Annotated in this window: 10 protein-coding genes and 1 tRNA gene; 10 read left to right on the top strand and 1 reads right to left on the bottom strand. The window is 69.1% G+C overall.

Going from position 1 to position 14,494, the window contains the following annotated elements; all coding sequences use genetic code 11:
- Positions 1-312: 312 nt before the first annotated feature.
- The 9 genes from dnaA to ACGFW5_RS10115 all read left to right on the top strand — a co-directional run bounded on the left by dnaA (position 313) and on the right by ACGFW5_RS10115 (position 13,178).
- Entirely contained in the window at positions 313-2,133 is a 1,821-nt protein-coding gene (gene dnaA, locus ACGFW5_RS10155; RefSeq protein WP_393833734.1) for a chromosomal replication initiator protein DnaA, read from the top strand.
- A 989-nt stretch (positions 2,134-3,122) separates the two neighbouring features.
- Entirely contained in the window at positions 3,123-4,253 is a 1,131-nt protein-coding gene (gene dnaN / locus ACGFW5_RS10150; RefSeq protein WP_100575616.1) for a DNA polymerase III subunit beta, read from the top strand.
- A gap of 130 nt (positions 4,254-4,383) precedes the next feature.
- A complete protein-coding gene (gene gnd, locus ACGFW5_RS10145; RefSeq protein WP_120722444.1) occupies positions 4,384-5,259 on the top strand; it encodes a phosphogluconate dehydrogenase (NAD(+)-dependent, decarboxylating) in 876 nt (291 codons plus the stop codon).
- 42 nt (positions 5,260-5,301) lie between these two features.
- On the top strand, positions 5,302-6,423 hold the full coding sequence (gene recF, locus ACGFW5_RS10140; protein WP_393833733.1) for a DNA replication/repair protein RecF: 1,122 nt from the start codon (positions 5,302-5,304) through the stop codon (positions 6,421-6,423).
- The gene (locus ACGFW5_RS10135) at positions 6,420-6,962 is read left to right on the top strand and encodes a DUF721 domain-containing protein (protein ID WP_393833732.1); all 543 of its coding nucleotides are present in this window, start codon (positions 6,420-6,422) and stop codon (positions 6,960-6,962) included. Before recF ends, ACGFW5_RS10135 begins: the two co-directional genes overlap by 4 nt.
- Positions 6,963-7,659: 697 nt before the next feature.
- The gene (gyrB, locus tag ACGFW5_RS10130; protein WP_393833731.1) at positions 7,660-9,723 is read left to right on the top strand and encodes a DNA topoisomerase (ATP-hydrolyzing) subunit B; all 2,064 of its coding nucleotides are present in this window, start codon (positions 7,660-7,662) and stop codon (positions 9,721-9,723) included.
- 44 nt (positions 9,724-9,767) lie between these two features.
- Positions 9,768-12,365 carry a DNA gyrase subunit A gene (gene gyrA, locus ACGFW5_RS10125; RefSeq protein WP_393833730.1) on the top strand — a complete coding sequence of 866 codons (2,598 nt, stop codon included), beginning with the start codon at positions 9,768-9,770 and terminating at the stop codon, positions 12,363-12,365.
- Between the two features lie 3 nt (positions 12,366-12,368).
- Complete coding sequence (locus ACGFW5_RS10120) at positions 12,369-13,007, top strand: DUF3566 domain-containing protein (protein ID WP_393833729.1); 639 nt, start codon at positions 12,369-12,371, stop codon at positions 13,005-13,007.
- 97 nt (positions 13,008-13,104) lie between these two features.
- Positions 13,105-13,178: transfer RNA gene (locus tag ACGFW5_RS10115), tRNA-Ile, on the top strand.
- Positions 13,179-13,685: 507 nt separating this feature from the next.
- Here the strand turns inward: ACGFW5_RS10115 and ACGFW5_RS10110 are convergent.
- On the bottom strand, positions 13,686-14,084 hold the full coding sequence (locus tag ACGFW5_RS10110; RefSeq protein ID WP_393833728.1) for a DUF6344 domain-containing protein: 399 nt from the start codon (positions 14,082-14,084) through the stop codon (positions 13,686-13,688).
- Positions 14,085-14,305: 221 nt separating this feature from the next.
- Here ACGFW5_RS10110 and ACGFW5_RS10105 point away from each other — a divergent pair, with 221 nt between their 5' ends.
- A complete protein-coding gene (locus ACGFW5_RS10105; RefSeq protein WP_003958712.1) occupies positions 14,306-14,440 on the top strand; it encodes a DLW-39 family protein in 135 nt (44 codons plus the stop codon).
- Positions 14,441-14,494 lie beyond the last annotated feature (54 nt).

Below are 14,494 nucleotides of genomic sequence, written 5' to 3'. Positions count from 1 at the left end.
CTCGCGTATACGCCCGTGTGCACCGCTTCACGATCACAGATCGTGATCTTTGCCCATCGGAGGCAGGCGGCAGCAGCCATCGACAACTCGACCTGGTCACGGTACGCGCGGCTACGCCATCCGGTCAAACCGGCTCCTCACCGGCCCCCGGTATGCACAGGCTGTGGACAACAACTTGAACCACGTCAGTGGGCCCGACTACCGTGGCTGAACTCCGAGTCTTCTCCCCATCTGTCCTTGCCTGTCTGTCTATGCCATCCCATACCGTCCCGAGAACCACACATTCGTGGGACCTGCGAGAGAGCGTGCCCTGTGGCTGACGTACCTGCCGATCTTGCCGCAGTGTGGCCACGAGTGCTGGAGCATCTCCTCGGAGAGGGGCAGCAGGGCATCGAGCCCAAGGACAAGCAGTGGATCGAGCGCTGCCAGCCGCTCGCACTGGTCGCCGACACCGCGCTGCTCGCCGTCCCCAACGAATGGGGCAAGCGGGTCCTGGAGGGCAGACTCGCCCCGCTGATCAGCGAGACCCTGAGCCGCGAGTGCGGCCGCACCATCCGGATCGCGATCACCGTCGACGACTCGGTGGGCGAGCCCTCGGCGCCCGCTCCCCAGCAGCCCTCCCAGGGCCAGCAGCAGCCGCGCTACCAGGACGACCCCTACGGCCGCCCCGCCGACGACGGCCTGCCCACCGCGCGCCCCGCCTACCCCGGCGAGTACCAGCAGCGCTCGGATCCGGGCGCCTGGCCGCGCGCACAGGAAGACCTCTGGCAGCAGCCCCGGCTCGGCGGCTTCCAGGACCGCGACTCCTCGGGCGAGCAGTGGCGCGAGCCCTACGGCGCCCCCCGCCCGCAGCAGCCCCAGCACGACTACCGTTCGCCGCAGCTGCCCGACCGCAACCCGTACGACCAGGACCGCGGCCAGTACGACCAGGGCCGGGGCCAGTACGAGCAGCCCAAGCCGCAGTCGTACGAGCAGCAGCGCCACGAGCAGCGGCCCGACCGGCGTGAGCTTCCCGACGGGCAGCCGCAGCGCGGCGGCTCCGGGCACCTCGCGCCGTCCCCGTCCGGCGGCGCGCCCGCGCAGGGCGGTCCCGGCGAGCCGCATGCCCGCCTGAACCCGAAGTACCTCTTCGACACCTTCGTCATCGGCTCGTCGAACCGGTTCGCGCACGCCGCGGCCGTCGCGGTCGCCGAGGCGCCGGCGAAGGCGTACAACCCTCTTTTCATCTATGGGGAGTCGGGGCTCGGCAAGACCCACCTGCTGCACGCCATCGGGCATTACGCCCGCAGCCTGTATCCGGGGACCCGGGTGCGGTACGTGAGCTCCGAGGAGTTCACCAACGAGTTCATCAACTCGATCCGCGACGGCAAGGGCGACACCTTCCGCAAGCGCTACCGCGACGTGGACATCCTCCTGGTCGACGACATCCAGTTCCTGGCGAGCAAGGAGTCGACGCAGGAGGAGTTCTTCCACACCTTCAACACGCTGCACAACGCCAACAAGCAGATCGTGCTGTCCTCGGACCGGCCGCCCAAGCAGCTGATGACGCTGGAGGACCGGCTGCGCAACCGTTTCGAGTGGGGCCTGACCACCGATGTGCAGCCACCCGAGCTGGAGACGCGTATCGCGATCCTCCGTAAGAAGGCCGTGCAGGAGCAGCTGAACGCCCCGCCGGAGGTGCTGGAGTTCATCGCGTCCCGGATCTCTCGGAACATCCGGGAGCTGGAGGGCGCGTTGATCCGCGTGACCGCCTTCGCGTCTCTCAACCGGCAGCCGGTGGACCTCGGCCTCACCGAGATCGTGCTCAAGGATTTGATCCCGGGCGGCGAGGACTCGGCGCCCGAGATCACCGCGAGCGCCATCATGGCGGCGACCGCCGATTACTTCGGTCTGACGGTGGAGGATCTGTGCGGATCCTCGCGCAGCCGCGTCCTGGTGACGGCCCGCCAGATCGCGATGTACCTGTGCCGTGAACTCACCGACCTCTCGCTGCCCAAGATCGGGGCGCAGTTCGGCGGCCGCGACCACACGACGGTGATGCACGCCGACCGCAAGATCCGCGCGCTGATGGCCGAGCGCCGCTCCATCTACAACCAGGTCACCGAGCTCACCAACCGCATCAAGAACGGCTGAGCACGCCGCACGACCGCTCCGAGGGCGCCCGGGATCCCATCCTCCGGGCGCCCTCAGGCGTTCCCGGGCCGTGAAACGAGCCCTGCGGACCTGAGGAGGACGGCCTGGAAGCGTCCAGGAGGAACGCCCAGCGGGAACGGAGGGGGCATGAAGAGGGTCCGGAGAGAGCTCCGGGAAGCCCTCGGCGGCCCCCGGAATACGTGCGTACGAAGCCGAGCGGAGCGTGTGTACGAGTCCCGCGAGGCTCGCGGTGTTCGAATACCGGCTGGTCAGAGGGGGTTCTCCACAGATGTGGGGACTTTCTTCCGTCCACACCCTGGGGACCGCCAAGTTGTCCAGATTGCTTCCACAGGCACGGCGGCTGATACTCCATCACCCCAGGTCAACCGCCTGTGGATTTGTGGGCATCCTCGTTCCACAGCTTGTGGACGGATTCTCTGTCCACAGCCTGTGGGTTGCGTTGTCCACCGGCGGCCCACAGGTCTTGATCCGTTGTCCCCAGCTTCTCCACAGCCCTGTCCACTGTTCGGCAACGCAACACCCCCGATCACCGGCCCGAGTGAAAGCCGTCACACGAAGGGGACGGGTTGGGCTGTGGGGAACCGGGGTAAAACTGGGGACAGCGCTGGGGAGAACTACCCCTGTCCTGTGCACGGGATGTGCAGAACTTTCGGGCGTCCACAGAAACCATGAGTTGTCCACTGGTGCCACCCACAGGGTCGGTGGACAAAAAAGTGGGGTTGACCTGCGAAAACGGGGTTATCCACGGTTTCCACAGGCCCTACTACTACTCCCACTTAGAGTTAGCTGGGAATCCGCTTCGAAGTGGGGCCTGTGCACAACTGGCCGCCGGAGCTCCCGACGCCGCTCGACGCGACTTGACCCCGACGCGCACCGACTGTCAGCGGCGTACGTCAGACTGGTCCCCGGCGACACAGCCGACGACGAAAGCCAGCAGGGCGAGCCAGCAACAGCAGGAGGCGGTTCCGGTGAAGATCCGGGTGGAGCGCGATGTACTCGCGGAGGCGGTGGCCTGGGTGGCCCGCAGCCTCCCGGCCCGTCCGCCGGCGCCCGTACTCGCGGGCCTTCTTCTGAAGGCGGAGGACGGTGCGCTCAGCTTCTCCAGCTTCGACTACGAGGTCTCGGCGCGGGTCTCCGTCGACGCCGAGGTCGACGAGGACGGCACGGTGCTCGTCTCCGGCCGCCTCCTCGCCGACATCTGCCGCGCCCTGCCCAACCGTCCGGTGGAGATTTCCACAGACGGTGTACGGGCGACCGTGGTCTGCGGCTCCTCCCGCTTCACCCTCCACACCCTGCCGGTGGAGGAGTACCCGGCGCTGCCGCAGATGCCGACCGCCACGGGCACCGTCCCCGGTGAGGTCTTCGCCTCGGCCGCCGCCCAGGTGGCCATCGCGGCCGGCCGGGACGACACGCTGCCCGTCCTGACCGGTGTGCGCATCGAGATCGAGGGCGACACGGTCACCCTGGCCTCCACCGACCGCTACCGCTTCGCGGTCCGCGAGTTCCTGTGGAAGCCGGAGAACCCGGACGCCTCGGCGGTCGCCCTGGTGCCCGCCAAGACGCTCCTGGACACCGCCAAGGCGCTCACGAGCGGCGACACGGTCACGCTGGCGCTCTCGGGCTCCGGCGCGGGCGAGGGCCTGATCGGCTTCGAGGGCGCGGGCCGGCGCACGACCACGCGACTCCTCGAAGGCGACCTGCCGAAGTACCGCACGCTCTTCCCCACCGAGTTCAACTCGGTCGCGGTGATCGAGACCGCGCCGTTCGTCGAGGCCGTCAAGCGCGTGGCCCTGGTGGCCGAGCGCAACACCCCGGTGCGGCTCAGCTTCGAGCAGGGCGTCCTCATCCTGGAGGCCGGATCGAGCGACGACGCACAGGCTGTGGAAAGGGTCGACGCCAACCTGGAGGGCGACGACATCTCGATCGCCTTCAACCCGACCTTCCTGCTCGACGGCCTGAGCGCGATCGACTCGCCGGTCGCCCAGCTCGCCTTCACCACCTCCACCAAGCCGGCCCTGCTCAGCGGCAAGCCCGCCCTGGACGCCGAGGCGGACGACGCCTACAAGTACCTGATCATGCCGGTGCGGCTTTCCGGCTGAGCGGCTTGAACACGTACGCCCCGGGCACCCGGGGCGTACGTCTGAGCGGCTGACCCCGCAGGTGTGTACAAGGGCTCCGGCGTAGGCTCGGACGCGGGTACGAAACGCCTCAACGTCAAAGGATTCTGTGATGGAGCTCGGTCTCGTCGGCCTCGGCAAAATGGGCGGCAACATGCGCGAGCGCATCCGCCGCGCAGGCCACACCGTCATCGGTTACGACCGCAACCCGGACGTCGCCGATGTCCACAGCCTCAAGGAGCTTGTGGACAGTCTCAAGGGCCCGCGCGTGGTGTGGGTGATGGTCCCGGCGGGCGCGGCGACGCAGTCCACCATCGACGAGCTCGGTGAGCTCCTGTCGCCCGGCGACATCGTCGTCGACGGCGGGAACTCGCGCTGGACGGACGACGAGAAGCACGCCGTCGAGCTGGGCCTCAAGGACATCGGCTTCGTCGACTGCGGTGTCTCCGGCGGCGTCTGGGGCCTGGAGAACGGCTACGCGCTGATGTACGGCGGCGACGCCGAGAACGTCGCGAAGGTCCAGCCGATCTTCGACGCGCTCAAGCCCGAGGGCGACTTCGGCGCCGTCCACGCCGGCAAGGTCGGCTCCGGCCACTTCTCGAAGATGGTCCACAACGGCATCGAGTACGCCATGATGCAGGCCTACGCCGAGGGCTGGGAGCTCCTGGAGAAGGTCGACTCGGTCACCGACGTCCGCGAGGTGTTCCGCAGCTGGCAGGAGGGCACGGTCATCCGTTCCTGGCTGCTCGACCTCGCGGTCAACGCCCTGGACGACGACGAGCACCTGGACAAGCTCAAGGGCTTCGCGCAGGACTCCGGCGAAGGCCGGTGGACCGTGGAGGCCGCGATCGACAACGCCGTGCCGCTCCCCGCGATCACTGCCTCGCTGTTCGCCCGCTTCGCGTCCCGTCAGGACGACTCCCCGCAGATGAAGATGATCGCCGCGCTGCGCAACCAGTTCGGCGGCCACGCGGTCGAGTCCAAGTAGCTGTAAAGAACAGTAGGTAAGCCGGGGGAGGTCGGCGACACCATGCACGTCACGCATCTCTCGCTGGCCGACTTCCGTTCGTACGCCCGGGTCGAGGTTCCACTCGACCCGGGCGTCACCGCGTTCGTGGGCGCCAACGGCCAGGGCAAGACCAATCTCGTCGAGGCCGTCGGCTACCTCGCCTCGCTCGGCAGCCACCGCGTCTCCTCGGACGCGCCGCTGGTGCGCATGGGCGCCGAGCGCGCCGTGATCCGCGCCGCCGTCACCCAGGGCGAGCGCTCCCAGCTCATCGAGCTCGAACTGAACCCCGGCCGCGCCAACCGCGCCCGCATCAACAGGTCCTCGCAGGTCAGACCGCGCGATGTGCTGGGGATCGTACGGACCGTGCTGTTCGCGCCGGAGGATCTGGCGCTGGTCAAGGGCGACCCCGGCGAGCGGCGCCGCTTCCTGGACGAGCTGATCACCGCGCGCTCGCCCCGCATGGCGGCCGTGCGGTCCGACTACGACCGCGTCCTCAAGCAGCGCAACACCCTCCTGAAGTCCGCCGCGATGGCCCGCAGACACGGCGGCCGCGGCATGGACCTGTCCACGCTCGACGTGTGGGACCAGCACCTCGCGCAGGCCGGCGCCGAGCTCCTGGCCCAGCGCCTCGACCTGATCGCCGCGCTGCAGCCGCTCGCGGACAAGGCGTACGAGCAACTGGCGCCCGGCGGCGGCCCGTTGGCGCTTGAGTACAAACCGTCCGCGCCCGGCGCCGGGCACACCCGCGAGGAGCTGTACGGCCAGCTCATCGCGGCCTTCGCGGACGTCCGCAAGCAGGAGATCGAGCGCGGAGTGACGCTGGCGGGCCCGCACCGCGACGATCTGCTGCTGCGCCTGGGCGACTTGCCGGCCAAGGGGTACGCCAGCCACGGCGAGTCCTGGTCGTACGCGCTGGCACTGCGGCTCGCCTCCTACGACCTGTTGCGCGCCGAGGGCAACGAGCCGGTCCTTGTGCTCGACGACGTATTCGCCGAGCTGGACGTCCGACGCCGTGAACGCCTGGCGGAACTGGTCGCTCCGGGCGAGCAGGTGCTGGTGACGGCCGCCGTGGACGACGACGTTCCGGCCGTCCTCGCGGGCGCCCGCTACGAGGTCGCCGCGGGCGAGGTGGCACGGGCATGAGCGAGCCGTCCGGGCCGGCCGAGCCGCCCAAGGTGCCCGAGTCCTCCGGCGTGGACCTCGCGCGGGTCGCGCTGCGCGCCGCCAAGGAGCAGGCCAGGGCGCGGGGTGACGCGGCGCAGCAGAAGAAGCAGGCCCGCAGGGGCGGCGGCCTGCGCTCCGGTGCGCGCGCGGACGGGCGGGATCCGCTGCCGCTGGGCGCCGCGATCAACCGGCTGATCAACGAGCGCGGCTGGGAGGCGCCCGCCGCGGTGGGCGGCGTGATGGGGCGCTGGCCGCAGATCGTCGGCGAGGACCTGGCCAACCACTGCGTGCCCAAGTCGTACGACCAGGCCGACGCGGTCCTGACCGTGCAGTGCGACTCGACGGCCTGGGCGACCGAGCTCCGCCTCTTCGCGCCCCAGCTGGTGGCGCGCATCAACGCCGACCTCGGCCACGGCACGGTCCGCCTGATCAAGGTGCTCGGGCCGAGCGGGCCGCCGCAGCGGTACGGCAGGCTGCGCGCGCCGGGGAGTACGGGGCCGGGCGACACCTACGGGTGAGGGACACGGCCGGGGAGTACGCGATGAGGGTGCGGGTCCGATGAGGGTGCGGGTCCTCGGTGCGCCCGCCTGGTGCGCCTCTCGGGCGGCCCCGGATATGCCAGGCACGGGCCCGTCCTCAACGTCGCTCTGCGCGGCTCAGCCCTGGCTGCTGACGCCGCTCAGCCCTGGTTGATGGCCTCCGCCGCCGACCGGGCCTGTGCGCTCGGCCGCTGTCGGGGCCGCTGCCCTCGGGTGCTGACCGGGCCGCCGGCCGTGCGGCTGACAGGGCCGCCGGCGGGGTCCGGCCGAGGACGCTCGCGCGCCGTGCTCGCGGGGCTCTCTCATGCGTCTCATGCACACCCCCTGTGACGTGCGAAAACGAGCCTTCTGAGGGCTCTGGTGCGCGCTGGTGGTCGTGAGGCGTCCCTCACGGTAGTCGGAGGTTGACAGGCAGAAGCGCTGAATGCCCGTGTGAGGCTCTTGGGGCCCCTCCCCGGATATGGGGAGTCGGTCGGCGCCCGCTCAGGGCGGCACATGCGGACTCAGGTACCGGCAAACCCCCATTCATGTCGGCGCTACCGGTAGACTGGTCAGTAATCCCGCCGTCCTCGCGGGACCCACCGAAAGACGTGATCGGACGCCTGCCGCCACGGCGGCGCCCGACGCTGACCATCGCTGAACGACGCAGCCGCTCCTGCCTGTACAGGGGAGGCTTGTGCTGTGCCAGAAAGGGCGCTTCGTGGCCGATTCCGGCAACCCCAACGAGAAGACTCCGTCCACTGCCGTCGGTGAGAACGGCGAGGTGACCACCTCGTACGACGCCAGCGCGATTACCGTCCTCGAAGGTCTGGACGCGGTCCGCAAGCGACCCGGCATGTACATCGGCTCCACCGGTGAGCGTGGTCTGCACCACTTGGTGCAGGAGGTCGTCGACAACTCGGTCGACGAGGCTCTCGCCGGTCACGCGGACACGATCGACGTCACGATCCTGCCCGACGGCGGCGTGCGTGTCGTCGACAACGGCCGTGGCATCCCCGTGGGCATCATCCCCTCCGAGGGGAAGCCGGCCGTCGAGGTCGTGCTGACCGTCCTCCACGCGGGCGGCAAGTTCGGCGGCGGCGGTTACGCCGTCTCCGGCGGTCTGCACGGTGTGGGCGTGTCCGTGGTGAACGCGCTGTCCACGAAGGTCGCCGTCGAGGTCAAGACCGACGGCCACCGCTGGACGCAGGACTACAAGCTGGGTGTCCCGACGGCGCCGCTCGCCCAGCACGAGGCCACCGAGGAGACCGGCACGTCGGTCACCTTCTGGGCCGACGGCGACATCTTCGAGACCACCGAGTACTCCTTCGAGACGCTGGCCCGGCGCTTCCAGGAGATGGCCTTCCTCAACAAGGGCCTGACGATCAAGCTGACCGACGAGCGCGAGTCGGCGCGGGCGGTCTCGGGCGCGGACTCCGCCGAGGAGGGCGAGGAGCCCCAGCCCCTCACGGTGACGTACTTCTACGAGGGCGGCATCGTCGACTTCGTGACGTACCTCAACTCGCGCAAGGGCGAGCTGATCCACCCGACCGTGATCGACATCGAGGCCGAGGACAAGGAGCGTCTTCTCTCGGCCGAGATCGCGATGCAGTGGAACTCTCAGTACAGCGAGGGCGTTTACTCCTTTGCGAACACCATCCACACGCATGAGGGGGGTACGCATGAGGAGGGATTCCGCGCCGCGCTCACGGGCCTGGTCAACCGGTACGCCCGGGACAAGAAGCTGCTGCGCGAGAAGGACGACAACCTCTCGGGCGAGGATATCCGCGAGGGTCTGACGGCGATCATCTCCGTCAAGCTGGGCGAGCCGCAGTTCGAGGGGCAGACCAAGACCAAGCTGGGCAACACCGAGGCGAAGACGTTCGTCCAGAAGGTGGTGCACGAGCACCTGACCGACTGGTTCGACCGCAATCCCGTCGAGGCCGCGGACATCATCCGCAAGTCCATCCAGGCGCAGACGGCCCGCGTCGCCGCCCGCAAGGCGCGTGACCTGACCCGCCGCAAGGGACTCCTCGAATCGGCGTCGCTGCCCGGCAAGCTCTCGGACTGCCAGTCCAACGACCCCACCAAGTGCGAGATCTTCATCGTCGAGGGTGACTCCGCCGGTGGTTCGGCGAAGTCCGGCCGCAACCCGATGTACCAGGCGATCCTGCCCATCCGAGGCAAGATCCTGAACGTCGAGAAGGCGCGGATCGACAAGATCCTCCAGAACACCGAGGTCCAGGCGCTGATCTCGGCGTTCGGCACCGGGGTCCACGAGGACTTCGACATCGAGAAGCTCCGCTATCACAAGATCATCCTGATGGCGGACGCCGACGTCGACGGCCAGCACATCAACACCCTGCTGCTGACCTTCCTGTTCCGCTTCATGCGGCCGCTGGTCGAGGCCGGGCACGTCTACCTGTCGCGCCCGCCGCTCTACAAGATCAAGTGGGGCCGGGACGACTTCGAGTACGCGTACTCCGACCGTGAGCGCGACGCACTGGTGGACCTCGGCAAGCAGAACGGCAAGCGGATCCGCGAGGACTCGATCCAGCGCTTCAAGGGCCTTGGTGAGATGAACGCCGAGGAGCTGCGCGTCACCACGATGGACGTCGAGCACCGCGTGCTCGGCCAGGTCACCCTGGACGACGCGGCCCAGGCCGACGACCTGTTCTCGGTGCTGATGGGTGAGGACGTCGAGGCGCGCCGCTCGTTCATCCAGCGCAACGCGCGGGACGTCCGCTTCCTCGACATCTGACTCGGTCCCTCGCTGACCGCTTCGAAAGGACTTGAGAACCAGCAATGGCCGACGAGAACACTCCCCCGACCACTGAAGCCGTCGAGGAAGAGCCCGTCCTGCGCATCGAGCCCGTCGGGCTCGAGACGGAGATGCAGCGCTCCTACCTCGACTACGCGATGTCCGTCATCGTCTCGCGTGCGCTGCCCGACGTACGGGACGGCCTGAAGCCCGTCCACCGCCGCGTCCTGTACGCGATGTACGACGGCGGCTACCGGCCCGAGAAGGGCTTCTACAAGTGCGCCCGCGTCGTCGGTGACGTCATGGGTACGTACCACCCGCACGGCGACTCCTCGATCTACGACGCCCTGGTGCGCCTCGCCCAGCACTGGTCGATGCGCATGCCGCTGGTGGACTCCAACGGCAACTTCGGCTCTCCCGGCAACGACCCGGCCGCCGCCATGCGGTACACCGAGTGCAAGCTGATGCCGCTCGCCATGGAGATGGTCCGCGACATCGACGAGGAGACCGTCGACTTCACGGACAACTACGACGGCCGCAACCAGGAGCCGACGGTCCTGCCGGCGCGCTTCCCCAACCTCCTGGTCAACGGCTCGGCCGGCATCGCGGTGGGCATGGCCACCAACATCCCGCCCCACAACCTGCGCGAGGTCGCCGAGGGCGCGCAGTGGTACCTGGCGAACCCGGAGGCCTCCCACGAGGAGCTTCTGGACGCGCTGATCGAGCGCATCAAGGGACCCGACTTCCCGACCGGCGCGCTCGTCGTCGGCCGCAAGGGCATCGAGGAGGCGTACCGCACCGGGCGCGGCTCCATCACGATGCGCGCGGTCGTCGCGGTCGAGGAGATCCAGAACCGCCAGTGCCTGGTGGTCACGGAGCTCCCCTACCAGACCAACCCGGACAACCTGGCGCAGAAGATCGCCGACCTGGTCAAGGACGGCAAGGTCGGCGGCATCGCCGACGTCCGCGACGAGACCAGCTCGCGCACCGGCCAGCGCCTGGTGATCGTCCTGAAGCGGGACGCGGTCGCCAAGGTCGTCCTGAACAACCTGTACAAGCACACCGACCTCCAGACCAACTTCGGCGCCAACATGCTGGCCCTGGTCGACGGTGTTCCGCGCACGCTCTCGATCGACGCGTTCATCCGCCACTGGGTGACGCACCAGATCGAGGTCATCGTCCGGCGTACGAAGTTCCGGCTGCGCAAGGCCGAGGAGCGGGCCCACATCCTGCGCGGCCTGCTCAAGGCACTCGACGCGATCGACGAGGTCATCGCCCTGATCCGGCGCAGCGACACCGTCGAGGTCGCGCGCGTGGGCCTGATGGACCTGCTCTCCATCGACGAGATCCAGGCCAACGCCATCCTGGAGATGCAGCTGCGCCGGCTCGCGGCCCTGGAGCGCCAGAAGATCGTCGCCGAGCACGACGAGCTCCAGGCGAAGATCAACGAGTACAACGCGATCCTCGCCTCGCCCGAGAAGCAGCGCCAGATCGTCAGCGAGGAACTGGCCGCGATCGTCGACAAGTTCGGCGACGACCGCCGCTCGGCCCTGGTGCCGTTCGACGGCGACATGTCCATCGAGGACCTGATCGCCGAAGAGGACATCGTCGTCACCATCACCAACGGCGGCTACGTCAAGCGCACCAAGACCGAGGACTACCGCTCGCAGAAGCGCGGCGGCAAGGGCGTGCGGGGCACCAAGCTGAAGCAGGACGACATCGTCGACCACTTCTTCGTCTCCACCACCCACCACTGGCTGCTGTTCTTCACCAACAAGGGCCGCGTCTACCGCGCCAAGGCGTACGAACTGCCCGACGCCGGGCGCGACGCGCGCGGCCAGCACGTCGCCAACCTGCTGGCCTTCCAGCCGGACGAGAAGATCGCCCAGATCCTCGCGATCCGCGACTACGACGCGGCGCCCTATCTGATCCTGGCCACCAAGGGCGGCCTGGTGAAGAAGACGTCCCTGAAGGACTACGACTCGCCCCGTTCGGGTGGTGTCATCGCCATCAACCTGCGCGAGACCGCGGACGGCGCCGACGACGAACTGATCGGCGCGGAGCTGGTGTCCGCCGAGGACGATCTGCTGCTCGTCAGCAAGAAGGCGCAGTCCATCCGCTTCACGGCGACCGACGACGCGCTGCGCCCCATGGGCCGTGCCACGTCCGGCGTCAAGGGCATGAGTTTCCGTGAGGGAGACGAACTGCTCTCGATGAATGTCGTCAGGACCGGTACGTTCGTCTTCACCGCAACCGACGGCGGGTACGCGAAGCGCACCCCCGTTGACGAGTACCGCGTCCAGGGCCGCGGCGGTCTCGGCATCAAGGCCGCCAAGATCGTGGAGGACCGGGGCTCGCTCGTCGGCGCGCTGGTGGTCGAGGAAACGGACGAAATCCTCGCCATCACGCTCGGCGGCGGTGTGATTCGTACGCGAGTCAACGAGGTCAGGGAGACGGGCCGTGACACCATGGGCGTCCAACTGATCAACCTGGGCAAGCGCGATGCCGTGGTCGGCATCGCCCGTAACGCCGAGGCGGGCAGCGAGGCCGAAGAGGTCGACGGGGCCGACGACGCCGAGGGCGCTATTGCCGAGGCTGCTGCCGAGGGCGTCCAGCCGTCGGCCGGGGAGCACGAGGAGTAAAGCGTGAGTGGAGCCACGGGCGCCGGAGCGGCCGCTTCCGGAGCGAACGGTGCCCGTGGCCCTGCCGCGGACTCCCAGGGGGTAACGGTGACGGAGACCCGCGGGGCCAAGGGCCGGGCGGAGTACGAGGGTGGCGGCGCGCTGCCCGGCGAGCGCGACAAGTCCGCGCAGGGCGGCCAGCAGCCGTACCACCCGCCACAGGCCTATCCGGCGCCGCAGCGCACCGGTGAGGGCATGCGCCGGCCGCGCACCGGCGCCCGCACGGCGCCCCGCACGCGCAAGGCGCGGCTGCGCGTGGCCAAGGCCGACCCGTGGTCGGTGATGAAGGTCAGCTTCCTGCTGTCCATCGCGCTCGGCATCTGCACCGTCGTCGCGGCGGCGGTGCTGTGGATGGTCATGGACGCCATGGGCGTGTTCTCCACGGTCGGCGGCACGATCAGCGAGGCCACCGGCTCGAACGAGTCCAACGGCTTCGACCTCCAGTCGTTCCTGTCGCTGCCGCGGGTGCTGCTCTTCACCTCGGTCATCGCCGTGATCGACGTGGTGCTCGCCACGGCCCTCGCGACGCTGGGCGCCTTCATCTACAACCTCTCCGCCGGGTTCGTGGGCGGCATCGAGCTCACGCTCGCCGAGGACGAGTAGCCGCAGTTCACGGCGGCGCGGATACCGATTTTGGGACTGGCCGTCCCGTGCGCTAATCTTCAGAGGTCAGCGCGCGGGACATCCCGAAAAGCGCGGCGGGGCTATAGCTCAGTTGGTTAGAGCGCATCCCTGATAAGGATGAGGCCACAGGTTCAAATCCTGTTAGCCCCACAGTGACGAAGACCCCCAGTCGATCAGGCTGGGGGTCTTTGGCGTTGGTGGCGTTGGTGGCGTTGTGCGCGTAGCCGCGGGGGCGCGGGACTGCTCTGGGTGCGGGTGCGGGTGCGGGTGCGGGTGCGGGTGCGGGTGCGGGTGCGGGTGCGGGTACGCGTGCGCGGGTGGGCCGGGGTTGCCGGGGGTGTCGGGCGGTGGTGGTGGCGTCGGTCGCGTGGGCGGGAGCGTCGTGCGGGGCGTTAGGCGGCGGCCAGTCCAGGGGGCTCGAACGCAGGCCGGGGGCGGCGGGCGCAGGCCTGCGGCGGCTGGGGTGGTGCGGGCCGCGTCATGCAGGCCGCCACGGCGTGGGCCGGGCATGGGTCGGGCGATGCCGAGGCAGGGCTGAGGCACGGTTCAGGCATGTTGAGGGGGCGGGCGTCGGGGGGCCTTGGGGGCCTGGACGCCGAAGAGCCCGGCAACTCGGGGGAGTTGCCGGGCTCGCAGCTCGGGCAGAGCGGGGTGGGGTCAGGGGGAGGGCGCCTCGGCGCCGACCGGGTCTTCGGCCTGGGGGGTGGCGGGCGCTTGGGCCGGCTCCTCGGCTGCGTCGTCGCCGCCGGTCGCCGGGTCGTCCGCCGAGTCGCGTACGTCGGCGCGGTGGCGCGAGGAGGGCGAGGAGCCGTGGGCCTCGGCGCGGATGCGCTGCTTCATGGTGGGCGGCAGTGCCGAGGCGGCGGGCAGGGCCCATTGCACGGAGGGCGCAACGGAGGTGGCCGGTTCGCTGCGGTTGTACGTCACGTCGTGCTGCGGTACGGAAGCCGTGGGGGCGGCGGCGGTGGCCTGGCCGGCCAGGCCGAGGGAGGCGAAGAGCGCGACCAGCGCGCCGATGAGTGCGGTCCACCAGGTCGTGAGCTTGCTGGTTGCCATGACGTCCTCGCTTCTTCCGTGAGCAGTGCAGCTGTTGGGTTGCCCGAATTGCGTTGTATCCGATGATGTGCGGGGGTGGCGGAGGAGGCGAGGAGCGACGCACCGTATCGGCGGATCTTCCGATGAACTACACACGGATGGAGCAACGTCGGTTCATATCGCTCGGTGTGTATAGTCGGGCGACAGAGGTCCCTTACGTCAAGGAAAGACGAGGTCGCGCGGTGAAGAAGCTTCTCCTGGTCGCACTGGCTGCCATCGGCGGGCTCCTCGTGTACCGCCAGATCCAGGCGGATCGCGCCGAGCAGGATCTGTGGACGGAGGCGACCGACTCCGTGCCCGCAGGTTCGGGTGTGTGAGACCGAAAGACCCGGTTGCGAAGCCCCGGCCACTGAGGTGGCCGGGGCTTCGTG

The organism is Streptomyces sp. NPDC048416 (assembly GCF_043200435.1).
Taxonomy (GTDB): domain Bacteria; phylum Actinomycetota; class Actinomycetes; order Streptomycetales; family Streptomycetaceae; genus Streptomyces.
The sequence above is the reverse complement of the archived record's forward strand: the minus strand, read 5'-3'. Positions and strand labels throughout refer to the sequence as shown.

Excerpts from the sequence above, each read along its gene's own strand:
- ACGFW5_RS10135 (WP_393833732.1), top strand. The coding sequence starts at position 6,420 with ATGAGCGAGCCGTCCGGGCCGGCCGAGCCGCCCAAGGTGCCCGAGTCC.
- gnd (WP_120722444.1), top strand. The coding sequence starts at position 4,384 with ATGGAGCTCGGTCTCGTCGGCCTCGGCAAAATGGGCGGCAACATGCGC.
- recF (WP_393833733.1), top strand. The coding sequence starts at position 5,302 with ATGCACGTCACGCATCTCTCGCTGGCCGACTTCCGTTCGTACGCCCGG.
- ACGFW5_RS10110 (WP_393833728.1), bottom strand. The coding sequence starts at position 14,084 with ATGGCAACCAGCAAGCTCACGACCTGGTGGACCGCACTCATCGGCGCG.
- gyrA (WP_393833730.1), top strand. The coding sequence starts at position 9,768 with ATGGCCGACGAGAACACTCCCCCGACCACTGAAGCCGTCGAGGAAGAG.